This window comes from Campylobacter geochelonis (assembly GCF_013201685.1).
GTDB classification, from domain to species: domain Bacteria; phylum Campylobacterota; class Campylobacteria; order Campylobacterales; family Campylobacteraceae; genus Campylobacter_B; species Campylobacter_B geochelonis.
On record NZ_CP053844.1, the window covers coordinates 662,956 to 689,208 of the forward strand.

Below are 26,253 nucleotides of genomic sequence, written 5' to 3' on the forward strand. Positions count from 1 at the left end.
TTATATTTTATCCTATTTTTTTAAATTTAAGCTTTTTGTGCTAGTGGCGCTATTTTGGGCGATGTTTTTTGAGTATTAATCAACTTAAGCTATAATTGCAAAATTCACTACAAAATTTGAGGAAGATATGAAGAGAAAAATTGCGATAATCGGACTAGGAGAGATAGGCAAAAAACATCTTAGCGAGCTTAGAAGGTCTGATTATTTCGAACTTGTTGCCATATGTGATAAAAATGAGGCAGAGGAGTTTGGAAGGTTTGAATTTTTCACTGATATCGATGTGATGTTTAATACTTTAAAACCAGAAGCTGTAGTGATAGCAACACCCCCAAAAACGCATAAAGAAATCATCTTAAAATGCATGAAATACATAAAAAATATCTTCGTAGAATCCCCTTTAGCAGATAACCTAGATCAAGCCAGAGAGATACGATACGCAGCTAGCACAAACGCTCTTAAAATCGCAGTTGGCTACAGAGATAGGTTTAATCCTACTGTAATATCGCTAGTTAGAGAGTTTGCTAAAGAGGAGAAAATTTACTCGATGAATATCATAAGGGCTTGTAAAAGTTATGATGAGCTTGATTTGGTTGATGATATTTTAATCAAAGACCTTGATTTGGTGCGGTTTTTAACAAAATCTGAAGTTAGCTCTTTTGATATGAAAAAAATCTGTTTTGGAAATAAGAAAAATTTATCAATTGCTCATTCAAATTTAAAAACTAAAAATGACATTTTAGTCAATATCAGCTCAAACGCTTTTTATCCACAAAATAGAAATTTTATTGAAATTTGCGCGACAAGCGGGATATATCTAGCTGATTTAGTCGCTTTTACGCTACATAAAGTAACTGAAAGTGGGCGAATAAATTTAAAAGTAGATAGCGAGGATTTTTCGATTAGATATGAACATAAAAATTTTGCAAATGTCTGCAACGATGAGGATTTTGGCGAGTTGGCGAGTGTTGAAGATGCAGTAAAACTAAGAGAGATTTTAAAATGAAAAAAGCTTTAATACTTTTAAATATGGGCGGGCCAAATAACTTAGATGAGGTTAGTGTTTTTCTTAAAAATATGTTTAATGATCCATATATTTTAACTATAAAAAATAGTTTTTTTAGATCTATTTTGGCAAATTTGATAACCAAATTTAGGGTAAAAGCCGCCACGCAAAACTACAAAGCTATAGGTGGAAAATCTCCCATAGTGGATATAACAGACTCTTTGGTAAAAAAACTTAGAAAAGAGGTTGGGTTTGATGTGGATTATGCTATGAACTACACGCCACCTTTTTCAAAAGATGTTTTTAAAAAATACGAAAGTTACGATGAGATAGTGCTTTTTCCACTTTATCCACACCACTCTACAACTACGGTAATTTCAAGTTTAGATGATGCAAAAAAAGCTATAAAAGAGTTAGGAATAAGTGCTAAAATTTATGAAATTCCAACCTTTTTTGAAAATAAAATTTATAATAACATAATCATAAATTCAATCAAAAATAGCATTTCTGGTTTAAATAACGATGAGATTTCTAATACAACTTTGATTTTCTCGGCTCACTCTTTACCACAAAAGATTATAAATCGTGGCGATATGTATGAAAATGATATAGAAAATCATGTTGATATTTTGAGTGATTTATTAGAAAAAGAAAATTTAAATTTTAAAGAGATAAAACTTGCTTATCAATCTCGCCTTGGACCAGTCCAGTGGTTAGGACCAAATTTAAGTGAAGTTTTGCCAACTTTGGAAAACAAACGAGCTTTGATTTACCCTATATCTTTTTGTGTGGATAACTCAGAGACTGATTTTGAGCTAAGCATTGAGTATAATCACATCGCAAAAAAGAATAATTTTGAGTTTTATGGTGTTGTAAAATGCCCAAATGATAGCGATGAGTTTGTTGAATTTATCAAAGAAATTTCTAAAATTTAGCAAAAAAAGCTTTGTAAAATTTGCTTAAATGGTTAAAAAGAATAGAGAATTAAAGCTAAATTTAGTAAATTTTTAAATAAGGCTCAAAACAAGTTAAGCGGTTTTTCTCTTATCAATTTAAGTAAAATTTGATATAAGTTTTCTCTGTTATTAAACCTAAATTCACACTCTTTTAAGTGCAATATAAAATTATCTTTTCTATGCCTTTAAATTTACTTAACCTATGCTTTGCATAACCCCAGAAATTCTCTATACCATTTATGTGATTTTTACCATTAGCGAATTCATTTTTGCAGTGTTTTATACGGTAATGAGCTTTTGCTCCATAATCCACTAAACCATCATAAGCTCTCCAACTATCAGAGTAAATAATACTCTCATTTAACTCACTAAACTCTCTTAATATTGACACTAGCTCACTTGCACTGCAGTTTTTAACTACTTGTGTATAGACCTTACCATTCTTGTTTTAACATACCAAATACTAGTTGTTTATTAGCTGCACCTATGCCTCTTTTGCCTCTTACTCTTTTAGCTCCTTCTGTTTACAGTTACTAGCAAAGCGAAGTAAAAAGTAGCTTTCATCTATTTCTATCTCGCCATCAAATTTAGAAATTTTCTCGCATTCTTGTGCCATTAAAATTCTTATATCTTTTAGAATTTTATTGATAGAATTTCTAGAAATATTACAAATTTTAGCTATCTTTACAGCTTCTAAATCAAGGCAAAAATACTTGAGAATTTCACGAAATTTCTTTTCAGAAATTCGGGAACGGTATATGTATTTGTTTTTCATCGACAGCATAGTAGTTAAAAACCCCTTTAAAAGTTTTTAATTTGTCTTGAGCCTTAAATATTTTGACAAAAATGCTATTTAAATCATAAAATTCAATAAGAATTTATTTTGATAAAAAGCTTTTGTTAGCCTAGAAAACTACAAAGTTTTATTATACAAATTTGGTAGTGATTTGGTTAAATTTAAGATACGATGCGATTTTAGCCTAAATAATATTTTGCTTTAAAATGGCGATTTTCTACTTTATTTAGTGGCGAGTGTATAAAAGATAATGATAATTTTATATGCGAGTATGTGAGTTTTATAAATTTTAAGCATTGGGCTTGTTTTTTAGCTAGAATGTTATCGCAATTTCTTTTTATGAATGAACATTTCAAGCTACTTTTAAAAATGATTTTTATATTTGTACCACGAGTATTTATAATAATATTAATTTAATTAAATACTTAATAAAATATATTAAACTTATCATCTAGCTCTGATTTTACCTATGGATTTAAATTTAATAATTTAGATAAATTTTATACTACTTTATGTTGCGACAAAATGCTTGTAAGATACTTTATATAAAATCCCAGATAGCAAACTTGTAAAATATAGGATTTTTAAATAGACTCAATCGGCTGTTTAGCGTTAAAATACTTATAAATTATACAAGTTTGAAAAATTTATGATTGCAGGAAAATGCCTATATAAAAAGTGATTGCATGCAAAAGCAGTCGTATGTTTTTAAATAAATTAAAATTATGCAAAAGTAGCAAATTTTATTTAAAATTACTCTTAAATAGGTGAAAATTTAATATAAAATATGTTTTAGGTTTTGTTTTGCATAAAAAATTACACAATATAAAAGTATGAAACTGTTTTTGCGAGATGATTAGAATGGTAAAGTATGGCGGTTTTGATTAGCTTCGGTTTTCCTATAAAACACACAATAAATTCTATATAAAACCTAGATAAAACTATCTAGCGACATACCTTATGCGTTTTTAAAATTTATAAACTCGAAATCAAACTCGAAATCAAACTCGAAATCAAACTCGAAATCAAACTCGAAATCAAACTCGAAATCAAACTCGAAATCAAACTCGAAATCAAACTCGAAATCAAACTCGAAATCAAACTCGAAATCAAACTCGAAATCAAACTCGAAATCAAACTCGAAATCAAACTCGAAATCAAACTCGAAATCAAACTCGAAATCAAACTCGAAATCAAACTCGAAATCAAACTCGAAATCAAACTCGAAATCAAACTATCATAAACCTATAACTAGCTTTAGCCAAAGTATTGAATGATAAATAAATTTTTGTTTTTAAATTTTATGAGTTTTAATGCCGGATAAATTTAGCTATAAATTTATAAGATTTTATTTGATTTAGCTAAATCGCAAATTTAAAAGTTTTAAATTTAGCCATTACAAGCTTTATTTATAAGTATTTTTAAAAAAATTACCTATAAAATTAAATAATTTCAATAAAAGCATATCTACTAAAGCTTTAATCTTTTATATTGTCTAACTCGGCTGGGTTTAAATTTATCTTTTCCTCAGTCGCTTTTGGTTTTAAATATCCATTTTCTATCATCAAGTCAACAATATCTTTGAAGATTGGAAGTGCGTTTTGAGCAGCGTAGTAGCTACCTTTTTTAGGCTCTATTACTAAAACTCCTATGGTGTAACTTGCGTTTTCATCATTTGCAAAGCCAAAAAACGAACTGTTGTAAACCCTTGAGTAGCCACCTGTTTGGGCTGCTATTCTAGCAGTTCCAGTCTTGCCACCAACTTCAACTCCAGCAGTTAGTGCCTTTTTGCCAGTTCCTCTTTTAACTGTTTGTATAAGCACATCTTTTACGGCTTTTGCACTCTCTTTTGTTATGATTTGTCTTTTTTGCGGGTTATTTATGATGTATTTTTTGCCATCTTTTTCTAGCGAATTTACAATACGAGGCGATATCATAACACCATCGTTGTTAAAAACTGTGTATGCGTTTAAAAGTTGTATAAATGTAACTTGAAGCCCATATCCATAACTAGTTGTGCCTTTATATGTCTGGCTGTCTAACTCGCCTGCTGTTTTGATATTTCCCTCTTTTTCATCTACATCTATATCTGTTTTTCTAGAAAAGTTGTAGTTTATTAAGCCATCATAAAGAGTTTGCCCATCAATTCTTGAAGAAAGCTCTACCATACCGATATTTGAAGAGTATACTATAACATCTGCAGCGCTCATTTGAGCTTGTTGATGAGTATCTCTAATCGTGCTTTTGCCAAGCTGATAAATTCCATTATGTGTGTTTACGATATCTGTTAATTTAACCTTTTTGTTTTCATATATAATCGAAAAAACTATCGGTTTTACAACTGAGCCTGCTTCATAAGAATACTCTGTTGCGGTTAAATTTAGTGCTGGATAGTCTTTTTTTCTTATGTTTGATGGGTTGTATCTTAGGCTTGTAGCAAGAGTTAAAATCTCGCCAGTTTTTGAGTTTATCACGCCAGCTATTATCTCTTTTGCATCATAAAGTTCTGCTTTTTGGCTTAGTAGCCCCTCTAACTCTTTTTGAAATTTTAAAGGTATGTTTAAAACCACATTATACCCATCGATTCGCTTTGATTTTTGAGAGTCTTTATCTAAGATGATGTTGTTTCCTATATCGCGAGGTCCTTTTAAAAGCCCATCTTTTAGTGATGATAGGTAGTAGTTATAAAACTGTTCCACCCCTTTTTTGCCTCTAACTCTGGTTTTACCATTTATCTCTTGTTTAACAGTATGTCCCAAGATAGGAGATAGGCTATCTTTTGCAAGATACTCTCTGTTTTCGCCACTTTCTATGATGCTCATACCGATTGGCGGATGAGTTTTGTTGCTTTTGGTAAGAAAAGATACAAAGACTTTTTTTCGGTTTAATTTTCTAGCAAGCTCTCTTAAGTGCATAGCATTTTTTGCGTCTATTTCATAAGATAAAACGACGTCGCCATCGACTTCTTTGATTAGATTTTTAACTCTTGTTTCGCTATCGTTTGTGTAGATCGAATAAAGCTTTACAAATAAATCAAGTTTATCTTTATCTATACTTCTAGTATCTATCGTAACTTTATATAATTTTTGTGAATTTGCTACTGCAAAGCCATCTTTTGTGATGATACTTCCTCTAACTCCCATATCTTTATCGCTACTTTCTAGCTTAATAGAGATATCTTTTGTAGAATTTGACAAGCAGTAGGCGACTACTATAAAAAGACCTAAAATCAAAGGCACCATAATAAACAATATAACACCGGTGCTTACTTTAGTATCTTTTTTCCTGCCCATATAGCCCTCTTTAAAATCAAAACCGTATTATATAAATTTATGGCTTAGTTTTTTATATCATACATAGGAGTTAGGCTTTTAAAATCTAAATTCAACTTATCGTTTGAAAGTTTTGTGAAAATATCTAAAAACTCATCTCGTGGTAAATTTTTTGCTCCCATAAATGCAAGATGAGAGTTCATAATCTGAGCATCTATTAAAAAATCGTATTTTTGAAGCGTTTTGCAAAGATAGATTAACGCTACTTTTGAAGCATCTTTTTTAGCACTTATCATACTCTCGCCACAAAAAACTCTACCAAAAATTAATCCATAAAGCCCACCTATAAGCTCATTTTCATCATAGACTTCCACGCTATGAGCTATGCCTAAATTCGCTAGTTTTTTATAAGCGATTGCTACATCTTTTCCTAGCCAAGTAGCACCCTCTAACGCTCTTTTTTCCACGCACATATCGATAAGGGCGTTAAAATTTGAGTCAAATTTAACACTATATTTTTTAAGCGATGGTTTAATGCTTTTATGAATTTTTATATCCTTTGGAAACAAAACTGCACGTGGATTTGGCGACCACCAAAGCGGAGTTTCGCCATCTAAAAACCATGGAAAAATTCCCTTTTTATAAGCACACAAGAGTAAATTTATATCTAAGCTTCCACCTTTACAAAGTGGGGCGTTATCTGGAGCTAATTTTGGATTAGGAAAAGAGTAATAAATTGTCATTTGATTAAAATAATCAAATTTGAGCTTAAAAAAGCTCAAATTTGTAAGTTTTATAACCTAGTAGCGTATCTTCTTTTAAAGTATGCTAACACAGATAAGATAACCATAACAAGTGCGCTTATCCAAACTACATTTGGCACTGGAATGCTTTCTCCAGCAGCGTAGCTATGCATACCAGATAGATAGAAGTTAACACCAAAGTATGTCATTATAACGCTTGCGTATGAAAACATCGAAGCGACTGCAAACCAATACTGAGAGTTTACTTTAGGGATAAATCTCATGTGGATAACGGCTGCATATATAAGGATTGTAACTAGCGACCAAGTCTCTTTTGAGTCCCAACCCCAGTATCTTCCCCAACTCTCATTTGCCCAAACTCCACCCAAGAAGTTTCCTACAGTTAAAAGACAAAGTCCTAAGATTAGGCTCATTTCATTGATTCTTGTTGCTTCAAGGATATTTCTTGAAATTTCATCATTTTTATCTGATTTTTTGATGATAAAAAGTACAAGTGTAAATAGTCCAAGCAACGAGCCAAGTCCTAAAAATCCATAACTTGCAGTGATAACAGATACGTGGATTGTAAGCCAGTATGAGTTAAGAACTGGTTGAAGTGGAGTTATTTGAGGATCTATATGGCTAAGGTGCGCGACAAAGAGCGTGATTCCTGCTAAAATTGATGTCAAAGATAGAGAAATGGCCGATGTCCTTGAGAAAATTATACCACTAAGTGAGAGCGACCAAGCTATATAGACTAGTGACTCATAAGCATTTGCCCAAGGAGCGTGACCTGAGACATACCATCTAAGAGCAAGTCCGGTTGTATGGATTAAAAATGCTAGTAAATTTACAGCATACACGCTTTTAAAGGCAAAACTCATATTTAGTTTTGGGTTCATCATTCTCATAAATACAAAAATCAAAAGCATAAAACCAGCGATTAGATAGACTGGAGTTAGTCTTTGAAAAATTTGCGCTTTGTTAAACAAGACTTCAAAATTTAGCTTATTCATTGATGGAGTAACGGCAGCGCCAACTTTTCTTTGATACTCTTTTAGCAGTTCAAGCCCACTATTAGCCTTGCTCCAATCTCCTGAAGTTTGCGCATCTATAACGCTTTCAAAGTAGTTTTGCAAAAGCGTGCTTACTCTTTTTGCTTCATCTCCTTGAATGCCTCTAAAAGCGCCATACGCTGAATACCAAGTGTTGGTTGGATCGTTTTCTTTTGGTACTATTTTGAAAAGTTCACTCATAAATGCCATATAAAATATGTTTAATCTCTCATCTACCTTTACGACATCTTTATCAAATTTAGTCCTATTCCCTGGTGGTTTTCTGTTTATCTCTTCTGCGATTTTACCAAGTTTGTAGTAGGTGTTGTTTTGATCGTCTTTTCCATAAAAGTTACCAAATCTAGCATGGGTTGCATTTTCAGGCATACCAAGCAGTTTTTTTAGTTCTTTATCGCTAACTTTGATAAATGGAACAGTTCTCCAATAATCTGGATTTATAATAAGAGATAGCATAACAGCGCTCGGGCTCATGCCTTTGTAGTCCTCGCCTCTATAGACTTTATTAAGCACATCTCTAGATAATGTATCAAATGGCTCCATTCTTCCATCAAAACCTTGCACAACAAGCGTTTCAAGGCTTTTTGCATGTGCTGGATCGATTGCAGGAGGATTTTCATAAGCTTGCAAATTTGTAGTGCTAAATCCAACTATTAAAGCAACCAGTAGCCCTGCTATAGTTTTTGCACTGTTTTTGCCTTTAGTATGCTTTTCAGGTTTTTTCGGACTACTTTCTCTTTTGCTGCTTTCATCTATCAAGCGAGATAGTTTTAAAAATCTTGAATTTGGGTTAAAGAAATTAAAGAGCATTCCAACTGTTAAGAGAAAATATCCAAAATATGTAGGAAGTTTGCCTGGGTCTTTATTAACCGAAAGGATAGTTCCTTGCTCATCTCTATCATAAGAGCTTTGGAAAAATCTATAACCATCATAATCTAAAACGTGATTCATGTAAATTTTAAAATCCATACTTAAATTCCCATCTTTTACTACAACTTGACTGCTATATCCAGATGGCGAGTTTGAACCAGGATATCTATCCATCTCAAAATCTTTTAGATACAAGCTAAATGGTAGTTCTATCATCTTTGGTGACCAAGCTACTTGAAACTCTTTGCCTCCTACATTAAACGCGCGCGGATAATCTCCAAAAAACGTGAAAACCTCTTTAGTATCGCCATTGTATGATAAATCAGCGATTACGGCGTTATTTCCCATTTCGGTTTGTGGAAGCGAGACAACCTCTCTTTTGGCTGAAGCAAGAAGCGTTTTTGGAGCAAAATTTACTCCATCTATAGTGTAGAGATTAAGCGAGTCAAACGGAATTTCTACATCTTTTGAAAGTACACCTTTACTCATATCTGCCATTTTCATATACTCAATGTTTTGGTTTGTTTTGATATAAAATTTTCCATCTTTTAGCGAAATTTGCATATACTCTTTTTGCTTAGGCTCTACGTTAAATGCAACGTCTAAATCGCCTATCTCGACTATATCGCCACTTTTTAAAAGAAGTGTTTTTTTGTTTGTTTGATCTGAAAATAAAAGCTCAACTATCGGTTCACCATTTGGCGAAGCAACCCATTTTAAAGCACCATTTAATACAAATTTTTTATATTTTAAAACAGCGTCTTTACCATCGGTATCTATTGACATAGAAAAATCGTTCTTTTCTGAGTTTGTTGAGATGTATTGAGCTGAGTCTTTTGAAACTTTTTTACCATCTTTATCTCTTGCCATAAGTTGGAAGTATACTTCTCTAGTTGAGATTAAATTTGTTTGACTGTTTTCTCTAATATGCATAGAGCCTTCAAAGCCCACATATCTTGTTATAGCAGCTCCTAAAAATATAAAAATAAAGCTTATGTGAAGCAAAAAAACAGGAAGTTTTTTGATATTATAAAGTCTATACCTATAGATATTATAAGATAAGTTTATAACAAGAAGAAGCTGGATAATGCCAAACCAATCCGCCCCATATATAAACGCCCACGCTGCATCTGTTCCACTAACGCTCTCGACTATGGTAGCAATAGCGCTAAATGCAGCAAAAATAAGAAGTAAGATGACCATACAGGCCATGCTAAAAAAAGATGAAAATGGTTTATCCATTAATTTTCCTTAAAAAATGCTTTTGTTAAATTTGCTAAATTTGTATAAATTCAGCCCGATATCTACTTAACCTTAACAGGCATAAATAAAAAATCATATATTTTCCACTCGCCATTTATCTTGTGTAAAACTATGTTTTTTTCGAAAGAATGCTGCTGTTTTTTATAGTTTGATGTAAGTTTAACAACTGCTACAGAAGCGCTACTTAAATCTTTTAAATTCTCAAATTTAAGCTCAACTGTATCGTCGTTTCCTTTGTAATCATAATCTATGTAAAAAAGGTCTTTCCCGCCATTTAAATCTTTAAATTTTCTAAAATAATCAACATTATTATTTTTCTCTAAAAGCTGTTGGGCTTTATTAATATCGCCTTTTTCGCATAATAAGATAAACTCTTTAACAACATCAGCTGGATTATCTAAATTTTTGTTTGCACAGCCATAAAAAACAGATGCGATGAAAACTAAAGAAAAAATAAATTTTTTCATGAGGAAGCTCCTTAAAAATGTGAAGTATATAGGCACTAATTTAATATTGTTTTAATACTATTATATGAAAACCTTAAAATTGCAATATAAAAAAAGTCTAAATTTTAATTATCTCTTTTTGCTACTTAAAAGCTGCTTATAAAAAGGCATTTTTATCAAAAAAGTAATATAAATTTAACCTTTTTTCATATAAAAAATTTAGTAATAATTTTTTTGACTAAATTTAATCAATCATTTTTATATATATTTTTAAAAGTGCGATATTTAGGCTATATCTATTTAATATATCTAATTCATATAAAATAATTTAGGTTAAAAAAATTAATTATTTTTTTAAAGTTTTCAAATAAAATTTAAGCAAAGTATAAAGAAATTTACCTTAAAATCTTTTTGAGGTTTTATTAACAGATTTTTAACATAAATTCTATGGTTGCAAAATAACTGTTTTTGAAATTTATTATCAATTAGGCTTTAAGGAGGCTTTAATGAAAGAAGGATTGTTGAAACTAGCAAGGCGCGCCTGTATCATGGCTTTTGCCGCTACAGTGGCATCTTCGCAGCTATATGCTACAACGCAAAGCGAAGAGCTTGCAACTGAAGCAAAGAAATTTCAGGTTCCTGCAGGTCAGAGTGCAGCTGATAAATATCAGGTGAAACTCAACGACGCGGGTTTTGTACAAGAAGATAGTTCTGTTCCTAGAACACTTGAAGACTATGTTTATGGAGCAAATGATTTTTTTGATTTACTTATCAAGGTTCACCCGATGTTTAAATACGAAAAAGAGGGTCGTTTGATAGGTAAATATACTATGAGTGATCGTATGGAAGAGTTTGTTGAGATGAACCATGGCCCAGAATATGCTAAAAAAATGGGGCAAGATCATGTTGCAGTTACTTATCGTTTAGGTATGGAATCAATTCTTGATTATCCTAACAAATTTGTTGGTCCAAAAAAATGTGGCGAGTGCCACCCAGCACAATACGCCCAATGGTCAAGATCGCGCCACTCTCTTTCTGTTCGTTTTCCTGATGAGCTAGCAGAGGTTGATGGCGATCCAAAAAGAAAGATGTATGGCACGGAAGCTACCATTCTTCCATGGGGAATTTATCCAGATGATGTTTATGCGGTTATAGGAACTCCAAGAACAAAATATGGCTTTTTGGATAGATGGTTAGTTCGTGGAACTTATCATATCGAAGATGGAAATTTAAGCGATATGAGCGGTTATATGGTTGCAGGTGGTAACCAATTCTCAAGAAACTGGGCAGAACATATAACTCCAGAAGTTGCTAAAAAGATAGCTGAGTTTTCACCAGGTTTTCCAACTACAATGGAAGGTATGGCGCACAGTGGTTCAAAAGTTTGGGGTGTAAACTCATATGGTTCTAAAAACAGAGAAACTATGGTATTTCAACCAGCTAGTTCATACTGTGAAGTTTGCCACAGCTTTAAATTTGATTTTAAAACAAAAGATGAGTTTTTCGCAGCTATCGGAAACAAAGATGAACTTAGAAAACACACTATAGCAAAAGGTATTCACTGTGAAGAGTGTCATGGCGCTGGTGCTCACCTTTATGGCGCAAGAGGCGCTGGTATGCCAAGTAACTGTGAAAGATGTCACCAAAGATTTTCTTACCATGAAGATGATGCAAAAATCGATCCAAGAAAACCATTTAATGCATACTTCAAATCAAGTTGCCCATCTTGTGGAACAGAGGGTGCTCAGCTTTATAACTCAGTTCACTATGATAAAGGTATGAGATGTAACACTTGCCATGATCCGCACGAAGTTACAGCAAATGACTGGAGAACAGAATATACTTTAACCGGTATTAAAAAGACTTGTCAAGATTGCCACGAAACACAAACTGAATTTGCTAAACAAACAGGTGGAATTCACGCTAAAGATAACTGTACAGGATGTCATATGCCTAACATGATGAGTTGTGAGAATTTCGCAGCTATTCAAAACCCAGATAAAGCTGGATTTGATAATGTTAGAGCAAGCCATATCTGGAAAATTAAAGTTGATAAAACAGCTAAAACTATAAACCCACCAGAAGGCAAAGATAGAGATCCTCTAACTGTAAAAGGCTGGAGATTTGCTAGAGATACTAATGGCAAGTTCTTTGTCGATTTGATGTGGAGTTGTGGTAGAACAAGCTTTAGTGATGTTAACTTAGTAGGACCTGGAGCATCAGGATGTCATAGCCCGATACAATCAACATTGCCAGATGATTTGAAATATACAAATCAAGAAGAAATTTATGATGCGGTTATGAAATGGCAAACACCTGTTAAAACAGGATATGAAAGCATTAAAAAAGGTTTAAGAGATATAGATAAAACTATAGCTAACAATCCTGGCTTAAGTGCAGCTAAGAAAAGCGAAGCTATGTTACTTGCAAAACAAGCAAATGATATCAAAGATAGGCTTGAAAAAGATGGCTCATGGGGAGTTCATGGACCACAATACTCTAGTAAGATAGTTAATGAGGCATTAGTATATATTGAGCAAGCTCATAATATACTAGGAATTAAAAAATAATAGCCTTGCAAGCCGGCGCAAAATTCCGCGTCGGCACAAACTATAAAAAGAAGGTTACAAGGACAAATGTATGAAAAAAATAATTAAACAAATTTTAACTATCATTTTTGTCTTTTCTATCTCTATTTTAACCTATACTCCACAAGCACACGCTTCTGGTGAAGGTAGCATGGCTGTTGTTGAGGGCGTTATACCTATTAGCATATCGCAAGCTAAAAAATTGATGGAAGAGGGAGCGTTAGTTTTTGACGCTAATGTAGATGAAGTTAGAAACGAGTATGGATATATCCAAAATTCCATACATATAAATGTAGAAAACTGGCAAAAGTTACTACCAGCAGATAAAAATACTGTTATGGTATTTTACTGCTTAAATAGAATTTGCTATACAAGTAGCGAAATGGCTTTGGCTGTTATGAAAATGGGATATAAAAATGTGTATGTTATGCTTGAGGGTATCGAGCAATGGATAATATATGGAAATCCTGTCGTAAAAGCTTCAAAGTCACCAACTGCTGATAAGTATAAATATCTAGGAAGTAACAATTGGAGAAATTCAGATAAAGTAACTGACTATACCGATGTTATTCACAGACAGATGATGTATGGCGATATCCCTTCTTGTAGAGATTGCCATGGTATAGATGTTGGGCAAGATAAAAAAATGATACAAGAGCATTTTGCTAGCAACAGAGACAATGTAAACAAAAACTGTACAAGTTGTCATGATGATATCGGAACGATATTTATGCAAAGCGCTCACAGTAAACTAGTAAACACAAAAGAAAATGCTCCTATGTGTTCAGACTGTCATAGTATACATCTAGGTAAAGAAACTACTATGATAAATATGAAAAAGATGAGCGATCAAAAGTGTGGTGAGTGTCACGAAAAAGAGCAAAGTATGTATCATCATACATTCCATGGTAAAGCTATGGTGCTTGAAAATGCAGGTCAAGCTATAAGCGTTGCTGCTTGTTATGACTGTCACGGCACACATAATATCTTTAAAATAGATGATAACAGATCTACGCTTTATGCTGGAGAAAACAGGATAAATACTTGTGCTGAGTGTCATCCAGGCGGCAATGAAAACTTCTCAAATTTCATCGCTCACGCAGATCACACAGATAAAGAGAACTATCCGCTACTTTACTATGCGTTTGTTTTCATGACTGGTTTGGTTGTAGCGGTGTTTGGGTTCTTTGGGCTTCATACATTCTTCTGGTCAGTTAGACTTATAATGACAAGGCTAAAATATCCAGAACAATGGAAAGCGGCAAAACAAAAAGCTCATGCAGATAAAGTTATCATAAAAAGATTTAGCACGCTTCATAAGTGGCAACACTTCTTTATGGCTGCAAGCTTCTTAGGACTAGCATTCTCTGGACTTCCACAGAAGTTTTACACAGCTTCGTGGGCACAAAGTATGATAGATATGATGGGCGGACCAATCGGAGCTACCGTTGTTCACCACGTATCAGCTATCATTATGGGACTTGTGTTTATAAGCCATATAATAGAGATTATCGTTCATGCTCTTAAAAATAAAGATGCGATAAGAAACCCTCAAACAGGTAAGCTTGAGCTATCGTTGTTCTGGAAAAAACTATTTGGACCAGACTCGCTAATGCCAAGATGGCAAGATTTTACCGATATGAAAAACCACTTCTTATGGTTCTTTGGTAAGGGCGAAAGACCACAGTTTGACAGATGGACGTATTGGGAAAAATTTGACTATTTGGCGGTATTTTGGGGTATGTTTATAATAGGACTTTCTGGTCTTATTTTATGGTTCCCAGTGTTCTTTACAAAACTTTTACCAGGATGGATGTTAAATCTTTCAACTATAGTTCACTCTGATGAGGCGCTGCTTGCGACTGGATTTATCTTTGCGGTTCACTTCTTTAATACTCACTTTAGAGCCGATAGATTCCCGATGGATATGGTAATATTCTCTGGAACTTTAAGCGAAGAAGAGATTAAACAAGAGCGAAAACCATGGTATGATAGACTAGTAGCTAGTGGTAAACTTGAAAAACTTAAAGTTAAAAACTCTAACTTTGAAAGCTGGAGCTGGTTTGCTAAACTCGTTGGCTTTGCTATGCTAATCACAGGAATGGTATTCTTATTCTTGATGATATATGCGTTTGTTGAAGCTGTATTCTTCTAAAATAAGCCGCCTTTTTTGGCGGCTTTATATATTATTATCCATAAATTTTTTTATAAAAACTTTATTTGTTATAGAGTAAGGCACGATTTTAACACAAGAATTTGCTGAGTCTAACTCGCAAGCTTGCACGGTTATATGTTTTTTCAAGCCCTTTTGTCTAGGCAAGGCGATGTAAATTCTAGGCGTTTTTTTACTTAAATTTAAAGCTAACTTTATCTCTTTTTCATAACTTTTTTTATCATCTATATCAAATGTTTTAAAAGCCGGTAGTATCCCAACAACAGGCTTATCTTGAACGCTTATATAGATAATCCCATTTTCTATATAGACTTTTTTATCTTGGTGGATTCTAGATATTTTGTTAAAAATAAAATTTCTAAAAAGCTCATTTGCGTTAAAAACTAAGCCATCGTTTAAAAACATGCTTGCTAGTTTTGCCGCTTTTAGGCTTGGTTTGCTTGCTAAAATAGGTGGTTTTGTGCTGTTAAATAAAGAAAAAAGTATCAAATTTGATGTGATACAAAACTTGTTTGCTTTGCTAAATTTAAGTTCTTTTGGCATTAAAAGTGCTTTAACCATTTTTGTAAAAATATCTTTTAAATCGCCATTTTTAGCATATTTTAGCGGAATTTTTAACTCATTTTCTACGCATGAGTTAAACTGAGTTAAAAAAAGTAAATTTATCGTTTTTTGCTCGCTACCATAAAGAAAATTTGGAACTATATCGCCTCTTTTGTCAAATCCAAAAAACATAATCATCCTTTATTCGCCATAAATAATTTTATAAATTTATCAATATTTTTAAATTTAAAAGCTATTTTTAACCATTAAATTTGAATAGTTGAAATCTCGTTCCAGTTATATGATAATGATTATTATAATATAAAAATCTGAATTTAAAGTAAAATATATAAGAAAGATATCAGCATTATTGTGAGGTAAGTGTATAAAACTATTTAAACATAAAATTTATAACTAGAACTATTTTTGGAAAAGTACAAAAAAGCTTGAAAATCGATGAAATTTATCTTAAATGGCATTATTTGTGTTTTAAATTTGCTTAAATGATTTAGTTTTATAATTAAGCATAAAGGTTGATTTTAAAGTTTTATCTGCAAACGCAAAAGTATAAATTTGGATAAATTTTGTTAAATATGCAGTCGCGCCAACAAACAAGATAAAGAATATTTAAAATATCTTTTAAATGTATGATAAAATTTTTAAAAATTAATATAGTTTTACCAAGAGAAATTTTATCAATAAAATTTTAAAATTTACAATGGCTAAATTTATAAACCAAAAGCAAATAAACAAACTAGATATAAATAACCAAAATAACAATATAATTAAATATAAAAAATTAAAATATTTATAAGCTAAATATCGCTTTAAAGCCAAAATATAGGCTTAAAAAATCAACATCAAAATATAAGATTTAACTAAATTTTATTAAATTTTAGATACATTAACAAATTATATAAATTTTAAATTAAGGAAACAAATGAGCTCTTTTGGCAAACTCATTCAGAGTTATAAAGATAAAAATCTCATATTGAGAATTCTAGTCGGTGTCGCTGTTGGCGCTGTGATAGGCTTTTGGGCGCAAAAACAAAGTGGATCTAACATTATAGGTTTTATAGGTATGTTTGGCGACCTTTTTGTAGGTGCGCTAAAAGCGGTCGCTCCGGTGCTTGTATTTATTTTGATTGCGGCGTCAATCCTAACTAAAACTTTTAGCAACGCAAAAGGGTTAAAACGAGTAGTTTTTTTATATATTTTAGGCACATTTTTAGCCTCTTGCGTTGGTGTTATAACAAGTTTTTTGTTCCCTACAACTTTGGTTTTAAACGTTCCTGTCGATATGCAAAGAGCCGTTCCTGCAAGCATTGTAGTTGTTTTAAAAGATTTGCTTTTTAAGATAGTTGATAACCCAGTTCACGCTATTTCGACTGGAAATTATATGGGAATTTTAGCATGGGCAATCGGCTTTGGTATCGCGCTAAGATACTGCACGAATGAGACTAAAAAAGTCTTTTCAGATCTTTCAGATGCGATAACTTCGATAGTTAAATTTATCATTCAACTTGCTCCTTTTGGTATCATGGGTTTAGTTGCGACTAGCGTTTATTCTGCTGGTGGCGAAGCACTTTTTAGCTATTTAAGAATTATCATAGTGCTAGTTTGTTCTATGGCTTTTGTTGCAGTTGTTTTAAATCCGCTTATTGTTTGGGTATATTTAAGAAAAAACCCATATCCGCTAGTTTTCACATGCCTTAAAGAGAGTGGTGTAACGGCGTTTTTTACAAGGAGTTCGGCTGCAAATATCCCTGTGAATTTAAACCTTTGTCGTAAACTTGGGCTTGATGAAGAGCTTTATCCTATATCAATCCCGCTAGGCGCAACGATAAATATGGCAGGCGCTGCTGTTGTTATCGCCATTTTAACTCTTTCAGCAGTTAATACCTTAGGCATCCAAACAGACTTTGGAACTGCACTTTTGCTTTGTTTGCTTGCTGCTGTTGGTGCTTGTGGTGCAAGTGGCGTTGCTGGTGGCTCTTTAATGCTTATCCCGCTTGCTGCTTCGTTATTTAACATTTCAAACGACATAGCGATGCAAGTTGTTGCGATTGGCTTTATAATTGGCGTTATACAAGACTCTGTTGAAACAGCGATAAATAGCTCGACAGACGTGCTTTTTACAGCCGTTGCTTCATATACGACTAGTCCACACGAAGACGCTCTTACAAAATGATTTTATAAAATTCCGCGTTCAAGCGCGGAATTTACTATAATTAAACTTTTTTTGACTAAAATACAAAGAAAATTTAAAGGAAATTTATGGAATGGAATTTAAAAGAATTCTTTGAAAACGAGTCCGAATTTAGTAAATTTATAGAAAAAACAGAGCAAAAATCACTTAAATTTAACCAAATTTACAAATCAAATTTAAAAGATTTAACACCAGAGCAGTTTTTAAAAGCTGTGCAAGAGTATGAAGAAATTTGCGAGAGTATCGCTAAGATCATGACTTACGCATATCTTGGTTTTGCTAAAGATACGACAACTGGAGCAAATTTAGCCAAAGCTGAAGAGTTGAGTAACAAAATCTCTGAAAATTTACTTTTTTTTAACCTTGAATTTAACGAACTTGAGTCAAATTTGCAAGATGAATTTATAAAATACAGTGAGCATTTTAGCTACTATCTAAGCCTTGTTGCAAAAGAGAAAAAACATCAGTTAAGCTTTTTAGAAGAGCGAGTTTTGCTTAGAACTTCGCCAGTTGGCGCAAGTGCTTTTTCTAGGCTTTTTGATGAGAGTATGGCAAAACTTAGGTTTAAATTTGATGATAAAGAGCTAAGTGAGGAAGAAATTCTTAGCTTGCTTCACGATACAAACCGCCAAACAAGGCAAAAAGCAGCCATTTGTTTAAGTGCGACTTTGGAAGAAAACTCACATCTTTTAACTTATATTTATAATATGATAAAAACAGATCTTAAAATCACTTGCGAGCTTAGAAATTACGAGCTTGGCGAAGAGATTATGCATGAGAGCAATCAGATAGAAAAAGCAAGCGTGGACGCTCTTATAGAAGCAAGCGAGGCAAGTTTTGGTTTGGTTAGTAAATTTTACGAGAAAAAGCGTGAGATTTTAGGACTTGAAACGCTATATGACTATGATAGATATGCGCCTATTGGCGAGGATAAGAGCTATAGTTTTAGCCAAGCAAAACAGATAGTTTTAGACGCTTTTGGCGAGTTTAGCCCTAAATTTGGCGAGCTTGCAAAAAAGGCGTTTGATGAGGGCTGGATAGATGTTTATCCATCAGCAAATAAAACAAGTGGCGCATTTTCTCACTCAAGCGTAAAAGAAGTTCACCCTTTTGTTTTGCTAAATTTTACAGATAAAAGGCGAGATGTATTTACTCTAGCGCACGAGTTAGGGCATGCTTTGCATCAGTATTTGGCTTATGATGTTGGATATCTAAACTCATCAACTCCACTTCCTACGGCTGAAACTGCTTCTGTTTTTTGTGAAATGCTAGTTTTTGACTATATTTTACAAAGAGCTGATAAGAAGGACAAAACCGCACTTTTAGCCGGAAAGTTAGAAGATATTTTTGCAACTTTATATCGCCAGATAAATTTTACTACATTTGAACGCCGTATTCACGCTCATGATGGCGAGCTAAGTAGCGATGAGATAAGCCAAATTTGGAGTGAAGAGTCAAAGAAAATGTTTGGCGATAGCCTTGTTTTAAATGATTATTATAAAATTTGGTGGAGCTATATCCCACACTTCATCCATACGCCATTTTACTGCTATGCTTATGCGTATGCACAACTTTTAGTTCTTGCGCTTTTTGGACTTTATAAGAGTGGAAAATGTGAGAATTTTGTCCAAATTTACACTGAGTTTTTAGCACTGGGTGGAAGTGTTTGCCCGCGCGATATGGTAGCTAAATTTAACCTTGATATAAACAGTCGTGAGTTTTGGCAAATAGGTCTTAAAGAGGTTGAAAAACTAGTGGATAAATTTATATCTTAAAAAGGAGAAAATGTATGTTAGAAAAGGTTTTAAACGATAGTGAGTTTGCTTTGATGATGCAAAGAAATGTCAAAGAGTGTGTGGAATTTTTGCTAAAAAAAGAATTTAGCTTTTCTGTAATGGCGAATTTAGAGCTGGTTTTGTTTAATCCAGATTTGCCAAAAGAGATAAAAGATACATTTAAATTTCCAGCTATTGTTTTTGAACTTGGTGGATATACTTTACAAAGTGCTTTTATAAAAGATGATGAGCTTAAATTTGAAGCTGGTTTTGGAGAGAATGATTTTGCCTCTGTTGTAAGCGTTCCATTAGCTTCCGTGATACAAATAGTAGTAGACAACAGCCCTATTTTGGTAAATTTTGCTATAACAAAGAGTAAAAAAGAGGATTACAAAAGAGCAAAATCAAGAAAAATTTTCTCGCTTGAAGAGTAAGCGAGAAAATTTATACTACATAAATTCAGGTTCTTTTATAGTTATAAATTTATTCAATTTGTCTTCGTTTTCTTTTAACGAAACGACAAAAAGAGTTCTTTTTAGTTTTATATTTTCAATTTTTGCTTCAAAAAGTGTGCTATCTTTTATATATCTTTTTGCTATAAATTCAGGCAAGAAAGCAAAATATTGTTGATTGCTATTGTAAATCAAAGCATTGATTACAGCAAGTGTGCTATCTAATGTATATGTTGCATTTAAATCCGAATATCTTATAGAATACCCACTAAAAAGCGCATCAAAATAAGTTTTTGAAGCATCTTTTATGAAATTTAATTTATACAAATCCTTAATAGCTAACTTTTTAGCCACTGGTTGGTTTGAAACTAAGACAAAGTTGTAGTCGTTAAAATGTTTATATATGATGTCTTTACCAAAATACTTATCATTTACTATAGCTAAATCGCACCTTCTATCCTCGATATATTTTAATATATCTTCTTCGTTTTTGACTCTAACATCGACGCCTAAATCAAATGTACTCGAAATATCGTCTAATATCAGAGGTATAATACACTCGTGAATAATCGGAGTTGTAGCAACCACTAGTTTTGACTTTGCATTTTTTATATTTGATGCCTCTTCGCTGAAAACTTGAAGAGTTATCTCAAACTTTTGACAAAGCTCTTTGAATTTTTCACCCTCTTTTGTGAGTAAAATGCCGTTCTTCTTGCGAAGAATCAAAGTTGCGCCTACTATCTCTTCTAACTTCTTCATCTGAAGAGTTACGGCTGGCTGAGATATACCTAAAGCTTTTGAAGCTCTAGAGAAACTTCTCTCCTCAACTATAACCAAAAATGTGTTAATGATGTTAAAATCTGTAAACATTACAATTTCCTTAAAATATTGGATTTTTTATGCGTCTATTATTATATTGATATTTTTTAAATTTTTGATAAAGTTTTTTAATTAGGTTATAAATTTTTGAAATTATTTTCTAATTAATTTCTTTAAGTAACACAAGCATAATGATTTTGTTAGAATTTTTTTGATAAAATATTAGATTAAAATTTGCAAAAGAGAGACGATGGAAAATATACTAAAAGGTTTAAACGACGAACAAATCAAAGCAGTAGAGCATATAGATGGTCCGATGTTGATACTTGCTGGTGCTGGAAGTGGCAAAACCAAAACCATAACTTCACGCCTTGCTTATCTTATAGCAAACGGCATAGCACCTTCTTCCACGCTCACTCTTACATTTACCAACAAAGCCGCAAACGAAATGCGAACTAGGGCGCTTTCTATGATATCGAGCAAGGTTTCAACCCCGCCTTTACTTTGCACATTTCACAAATTTGGACTTTTGTTTTTGAAATTTTACATTTCTGAGCTAAATAGAAAAAACAACTTTGTCATCATTGACACAGATGATAAAAAAAAGATTATAAAAGGCTTTGAGAGCGATATTTCTACATCTGTTTTATCAAACGAGATATCTAAATTTAAAAACTCGCTAGTAAGCGTTGAAGAAGCGGTTAAAACTGCTCAGATGTTTGGCGGGGAAGTTAGCAAACAAGCAAGCGGATACTACACAAAAGTGGCTGAAATTTATAAAAAATATGAAAATATACTAAAAAATGATAATTTGGTGGATTTTGATGATTTGTTAGCTTTACCTTATAAAATTTTAGATGCAAATCCGACTTTATGTGATGAAATTTCAAACAGATATCAGTTTATCATGGTCGATGAGTATCAAGATACGAACGATTTGCAGTTTAAACTGCTTGAAAAACTCTGCTGCGCTCACCAAAATTTATGTGTAGTTGGCGATGATGATCAAAGTATTTATGGTTGGCGTGGTGCGAAGATAGAAAATATACTAAATTTCAAAGATCAGTTTAATAGCGTAAAACTTATAAAGCTAGAAAACAACTACCGCTCAAGTGAGCATATTTTAAATGCTGCAAACAACCTAATAGACTATAACCGAAACCGACTTGGCAAAAAATTAGTAAGCACAAAAGAAAAGGGCGAAGAAATCGAGCTTTTTGAAAGCGATGATGAAAACTACGAAGCAAACAAAATCGCAAACGAGATAACAAAACTAATCTCAAGTGGCGTTAATCCAAAAGAAATAGCCGTGCTTTACCGTATAAACGCACTATCTCGCGCACTTGAAGATGGTTTAGCAAAGGCTAGAATTCCTTATAAGATGGTTGGAGGAATGAAGTTTTATGAAAGAGCAGAGATAAAAGATATCATAAGTTATCTAAGATTGATTACAAACAACAGCGATGATTTCTCGCTTCGCCGCATTATAAACCGACCAAAAAGAGGACTTGGTAAGGTTGGACTTGCAAAAATCGAAAAGCTAGCCTTTGATAGCAAAGCTTCACTTTTTGATACGATTTCAAATTTAAGCGAAGCAGATGTTAGTAAAAAGGTTTTAAAAGAGTTAAAAGAGCTGGTTAAAAGCGTAAAATCACTAGCAAAAGTAGAAAATTTCTCTTTGATGATAGATAAACTTGAGGATAATTTTGGACTAAAGGCTTACTATAAAAGTTTAAATGATGGAAGCGATAGAGTTGCAAACATCGACGAGTTTTGCGCCATGCTTAAAGATGAGATTGTAAATAACGCAAATTTCGAGCTTGAGGAGTTTTTAAACGAGCTTAGTCTTCAAAGCGAACAAGATGCGATAAGCGATGAAGCCATTTCTATAATGAGCGTTCATGCAAGCAAAGGACTCGAGTTTGAACATCTTTTTGTTATCGGACTTGAGGAGGGATTTTTCCCGCTTATAGGCGATGGAAGCGATATAGAAGAGGAGAGAAGACTTGCTTATGTGGCTATAACTAGAGCTAAAAGTCATCTAACTTTAAGCCGTTCAAACAGTAGATTTTATAAAGGCAAAAGAGAAAGGCTAAATAAAAGTAGATTTTTAAGTGAGGCTGGGCTTTGTGAAGGTTCTTTGGTTTTTGAAAAGAGTGATGATCTTAAAAAAGGGGATTTGGTTAAGCATAAACTCTTCGGTATGGGAAGAATAATTTCAATAACTAAAATCAAAAATGAATCAAAACTTAAGATAAATTTTGGCGGTATTAACCGTGAGATTATGTCAAGTTTTGTTGAGAAAGTCGTATGAACCGCCTTTTTGTCGCAAACAAGCCAATGGGAGTTGGCTCAAATCACTTTTTAAGCAAGCTTAAAAGAAAATATGGTGTTAAAAAAGCTGGTTTTTCAGGCACACTTGATCCGTTTGCAAGTGGGTGCTTGATAGTAGCTTTTGGCGAGTTTACCCGCTTTTTTCGCTTTCTTAAAAAAACTCCAAAAATCTATCAAGCCACTATCTGGATAGGCGCAAGTAGCCCAAGTGGCGATAATGAAAATATAAAAAGTGTTGAAAAACTTCTTGCATTTCATTCAAGTGCGATTGAGCTGATAGCTAAGAGTTTGGTTGGCGAGCTTGAGTATATCCCACCTAAATTCAGTGCTAAAAGAGTTGATGGTAAAAGAGCGTATGAACTAGCTAGAAAAGGCGATGAATTTGAGCTTAAAAAAAGCGTTATGAGCGTTTATAGCTGTGAGATAATCTCATATATGCATCCGTTTTTAAGCTTAAGACTAAGCGTTAGTGAGGGTGCTTATATACGTTCATATGCTGAACTTTTTGCTAAAAAATTAGGCGTTAATGCGACTTTAAGCGCGTTAAAAAGAGTAAGTGAGGGTGAGTTTAAATTTGAAGATGAAAAGGCGTTAAATCCGCTTGAGTATCTAAATTTAGCTCCAAATTTATATCTTGGAAATTTTGATGATGTAAGACTTGGCAAAAAGCTAAATTTGGTTGATTTTAAAAATCAAAATGATGGCGAATACTTACTAAATTTAGACGATTTGCACTCTATAATCAAGATAGAAAATGGCAATGTTAGCTATCTTTTAAATAGGATAAAAATTTGAAAAGTTACGCAAAGATAAATGTTTTTTTAAAAATCGTCGACACAAGAGCCAACTACCACGAGATAATCTCTCGCTTTGTTTTGCTGCCAAATTTATATGATGAGATTTCGTTTAAAAAAGCAGATTATAATGATGAGCTTATTATAGTTTCAAATGTCAAAATAGATGGAGAAAACATCATAAAAAAGGCTTTTTTAGAGCTTTGTAAATTTGGGTTTAAAAATGAGCTAGAGGAGTTTTTTAAAACTCATGATGTGGTGTTAGAAAAAAATATCCCTATGGGAGCTGGACTAGGTGGCGGAAGTAGCAACGCAGCGTCTTTTTTGCACCTTGTAAATGATACGCTTAAGTTAGGTTTAAGTACAGAAAAACTTGTTGAAATCTCAGCTAAAATCGGCGCTGATGTGGCGTTTTTTGCATCTGGGTTAAAAAGTGCAAATGTTAGCGGCATAGGAGAAGTTATAAGCGAGTTTGAAGATGATGAGTTGGATTTAGAAATATTTACACCTGAAATTTTTTCATCTACGGCTTTGGTTTATAAGGAATTTAGAGCAAATTTTATGGACAAAATGGATAAAAATTTAGCTTTAAATTTAGTAAATTTAAGCTCAAGCGAGATTTTACAAGGCTATAAAAACTATGAGTTAAACGATCTTTTGCTTCCTTGTCAAAAGCTCTATCCAGAGCTAAATTTAGGCGATTTTGAGTTTTTAAGCGGGAGTGGAAGTAGCTATTTTAGAGTAAAAGGAAATTAAATTTTGAAAGATTTAGCAAGAAACAAAAAAGCCCTTCACGACTTTAGCATTTTAGAAACTTTTGAAGCAGGTATTGTGCTAAAAGGTAGCGAAGTTAAGTCGTTGCGTATGGGAAGGGCAAATTTAAAAGATAGTTTTGTGCGTATTATAAAAGGCGAGATGTTCTTGCTAGGCGCCCATATAAGCTATCTTGAAAGCACAAACGCGCACTTTAGACCAGATGAAAAAGCTCCTAGAAAACTTTTGATGCACAAAAAGCAGATTGATAAACTTTTTGGAAGTGTTAGCAAAGATGGGCTTACAATCGTGGCTTTAGCTCTTTATCTAAATGAAAAAAACAAAGTAAAAGCCAAAATCGCCCTTGCAAAAGGTAAAAACATCCACGATAAAAGAGAGACTTTGAAGAAAAAAGATGCCGATCGTGAGGCAAGAGCGGCGATGTCAAATTTCAGTAAAGGTAAAATTTAAATAAAGGATAAGTATGAAGAAGTATTTAGCAGCTATTTTAGTAGCTTTTGTCTTAGTTGGTTGTAGTCAAAACGACTCATCGCAAACCGATACAACAACAACTAAACCAAGTAAAAACGCCTCTTACAAAGTTGGCGATAAAATTTTGCTTAAAAGCGTAACTGGTAATGAAATCACAGTAGTTAGAACAGAAAATGGCTTTAAACTCGATGGAAATGATAAAATGGTTATGTTTGATATATTTGGAACTTTTTGTCAGCCGTGCCGTGATGAAGCGCCACACTTGATGAATTTCCAGCTAAAACATAGTGATGATTTTATGATGATAGGGCTAATTCATTTTGAAGATGTTGATAATCAATACATTATCGATAATTTCTCTAAAAACTACAACGCTTATTATTTTATAGCGAACTCAAAAGATAACCCAAATGAGCGTTTGATAAATCAAATTTTAAAAGATATAAGCTATAACCATGCGATTGCTTTACCGTTTAAAGTGCTTTATAACAAGGGCGCTCCAGAGATACTTACTGATAATGAAATGCGAGTTCCAGAGGGTAGAAAATACTACTTAGGTTCGGTTAGTACACGCATTTTAGAAGTAGATTTTAATAGGATAAAAAATGCCAACTAAGAGTGAAGTCTTAGAAAAAACTAAAACTTTTTTGCCAGAGCTTTACAATGTTATTTTGCATAACGATGATAAAACAACTATGGATTTTGTAATCGAAATACTCATGAGCATTTTTAACAAAAGCTTTGATGATGCCGCTAAAATCATGCTTGAAGTTCACAACCACGGCAATGCAGTATGCGCAACTTATACCAAAGAAATCGCGCTTAGCAAGCAAAGAGCGGTTATAGAAGCTGCAAAAGCTGCAAATTTTCCACTTAAATGCACGATAGAAAAGGAGTGA

19 protein-coding genes and 1 pseudogene are annotated in these 26,253 nt (G+C 33.1%); 13 read left to right on the top strand and 7 right to left on the bottom strand.

The window, feature by feature from the left end:
- The first annotated feature begins 127 nt into the window (after positions 1–127).
- Both CGEO_RS03140 and hemH read left to right on the top strand, forming a co-directional pair.
- The gene (locus CGEO_RS03140; protein ID WP_075494771.1) at positions 128–1,003 is read left to right on the top strand and encodes a Gfo/Idh/MocA family protein; all 876 of its coding nucleotides are present in this window, start codon (positions 128–130) and stop codon (positions 1,001–1,003) included.
- Positions 1,000–1,938 (top strand): ferrochelatase, encoded by a 939-nt coding sequence (hemH, locus tag CGEO_RS03145; RefSeq protein WP_075540074.1) that lies wholly within the window; start codon positions 1,000–1,002, stop codon positions 1,936–1,938. Before CGEO_RS03140 ends, hemH begins: the two co-directional genes overlap by 4 nt.
- Before the next feature lie 83 nt (positions 1,939–2,021).
- Here the strand turns inward: hemH and CGEO_RS03150 are convergent.
- The 5 genes and pseudogenes from CGEO_RS03150 to CGEO_RS03170 all read right to left on the bottom strand — a co-directional run bounded on the left by CGEO_RS03150 (position 2,022) and on the right by CGEO_RS03170 (position 10,443).
- A pseudogene (locus tag CGEO_RS03150) lies at positions 2,022–2,740 on the bottom strand (IS1595 family transposase).
- 1,493 nt (positions 2,741–4,233) lie between these two features.
- Positions 4,234–6,048, bottom strand: coding sequence for a peptidoglycan D,D-transpeptidase FtsI family protein (locus tag CGEO_RS03155; protein ID WP_075540075.1), 1,815 nt, complete (start codon positions 6,046–6,048; stop codon positions 4,234–4,236).
- Positions 6,049–6,092: 44 nt separating this feature from the next.
- Positions 6,093–6,770, bottom strand: coding sequence for a leucyl/phenylalanyl-tRNA--protein transferase (aat, locus tag CGEO_RS03160; RefSeq protein ID WP_075493513.1), 678 nt, complete (start codon positions 6,768–6,770; stop codon positions 6,093–6,095).
- 50 nt (positions 6,771–6,820) lie between these two features.
- Entirely contained in the window at positions 6,821–9,955 is a 3,135-nt protein-coding gene (locus CGEO_RS03165; protein WP_075540076.1) for a cytochrome c biogenesis protein, read from the bottom strand.
- A gap of 62 nt (positions 9,956–10,017) precedes the next feature.
- Positions 10,018–10,443 (bottom strand): DUF4878 domain-containing protein, encoded by a 426-nt coding sequence (locus CGEO_RS03170; protein WP_075493487.1) that lies wholly within the window; start codon positions 10,441–10,443, stop codon positions 10,018–10,020.
- Positions 10,444–10,928: 485 nt separating this feature from the next.
- Here CGEO_RS03170 and CGEO_RS03175 point away from each other — a divergent pair, with 485 nt between their 5' ends.
- Positions 10,929–12,992 (top strand): cytochrome c3 family protein, encoded by a 2,064-nt coding sequence (locus CGEO_RS03175; RefSeq protein ID WP_075493485.1) that lies wholly within the window; start codon positions 10,929–10,931, stop codon positions 12,990–12,992.
- A gap of 70 nt (positions 12,993–13,062) precedes the next feature.
- On the top strand, positions 13,063–15,165 hold the full coding sequence (locus tag CGEO_RS03180) for a rhodanese-like domain-containing protein (RefSeq protein WP_075493483.1): 2,103 nt from the start codon (positions 13,063–13,065) through the stop codon (positions 15,163–15,165).
- Between the two features lie 24 nt (positions 15,166–15,189).
- Here the strand turns inward: CGEO_RS03180 and CGEO_RS03185 are convergent, their stop codons facing one another.
- Complete coding sequence (locus CGEO_RS03185) at positions 15,190–15,918, bottom strand: hypothetical protein (protein WP_075540077.1); 729 nt, start codon at positions 15,916–15,918, stop codon at positions 15,190–15,192.
- 748 nt (positions 15,919–16,666) lie between these two features.
- On the opposite strand from CGEO_RS03185, the gene sstT reads away from it, so the two are divergent.
- The 3 genes from sstT (at position 16,667) to CGEO_RS03200 (ending at position 20,144) form a co-directional block, all read left to right on the top strand.
- Positions 16,667–17,917 (top strand): serine/threonine transporter SstT, encoded by a 1,251-nt coding sequence (gene sstT, locus CGEO_RS03190; RefSeq protein ID WP_075540078.1) that lies wholly within the window; start codon positions 16,667–16,669, stop codon positions 17,915–17,917.
- An 86-nt stretch (positions 17,918–18,003) separates the two neighbouring features.
- Positions 18,004–19,710 (top strand): M3 family oligoendopeptidase, encoded by a 1,707-nt coding sequence (locus CGEO_RS03195; protein ID WP_075493477.1) that lies wholly within the window; start codon positions 18,004–18,006, stop codon positions 19,708–19,710.
- Positions 19,711–19,724: 14 nt separating this feature from the next.
- On the top strand, positions 19,725–20,144 hold the full coding sequence (locus CGEO_RS03200) for a hypothetical protein (RefSeq protein WP_075493475.1): 420 nt from the start codon (positions 19,725–19,727) through the stop codon (positions 20,142–20,144).
- Positions 20,145–20,159: 15 nt separating this feature from the next.
- Here the strand turns inward: CGEO_RS03200 and CGEO_RS03205 are convergent, their stop codons facing one another.
- The gene (locus CGEO_RS03205) at positions 20,160–21,032 is read right to left on the bottom strand and encodes a LysR family transcriptional regulator (RefSeq protein WP_075493473.1); all 873 of its coding nucleotides are present in this window, start codon (positions 21,030–21,032) and stop codon (positions 20,160–20,162) included.
- Between the two features lie 199 nt (positions 21,033–21,231).
- Between CGEO_RS03205 and CGEO_RS03210 the strand changes: the two genes are divergently transcribed.
- Genes CGEO_RS03210 through CGEO_RS03235 form a run of 6 tightly spaced genes read left to right on the top strand, consistent with a single transcriptional unit; the run spans position 21,232 to position 26,253 of the window.
- The gene (locus CGEO_RS03210) at positions 21,232–23,295 is read left to right on the top strand and encodes an ATP-dependent helicase (RefSeq protein ID WP_075493471.1); all 2,064 of its coding nucleotides are present in this window, start codon (positions 21,232–21,234) and stop codon (positions 23,293–23,295) included.
- Positions 23,292–24,110: a tRNA pseudouridine(55) synthase TruB gene (gene truB, locus CGEO_RS03215; RefSeq protein ID WP_075493470.1), complete on the top strand. Its 819-nt coding sequence runs from the start codon at positions 23,292–23,294 to the stop codon at positions 24,108–24,110. The genes CGEO_RS03210 and truB overlap by 4 nt, the downstream gene beginning before the upstream one ends.
- Positions 24,107–24,865 (top strand): 4-(cytidine 5'-diphospho)-2-C-methyl-D-erythritol kinase, encoded by a 759-nt coding sequence (locus CGEO_RS03220; RefSeq protein ID WP_075540079.1) that lies wholly within the window; start codon positions 24,107–24,109, stop codon positions 24,863–24,865. Before truB ends, CGEO_RS03220 begins: the two co-directional genes overlap by 4 nt.
- A 3-nt stretch (positions 24,866–24,868) precedes the next feature.
- Entirely contained in the window at positions 24,869–25,333 is a 465-nt protein-coding gene (gene smpB, locus CGEO_RS03225; RefSeq protein ID WP_075493466.1) for an SsrA-binding protein SmpB, read from the top strand.
- 13 nt (positions 25,334–25,346) lie between these two features.
- Positions 25,347–25,970, top strand: coding sequence for a thioredoxin domain-containing protein (locus tag CGEO_RS03230; RefSeq protein ID WP_075493464.1), 624 nt, complete (start codon positions 25,347–25,349; stop codon positions 25,968–25,970).
- Positions 25,960–26,253, top strand: coding sequence for an ATP-dependent Clp protease adaptor ClpS (locus CGEO_RS03235; RefSeq protein WP_075540080.1), 294 nt, complete (start codon positions 25,960–25,962; stop codon positions 26,251–26,253). Before CGEO_RS03230 ends, CGEO_RS03235 begins: the two co-directional genes overlap by 11 nt.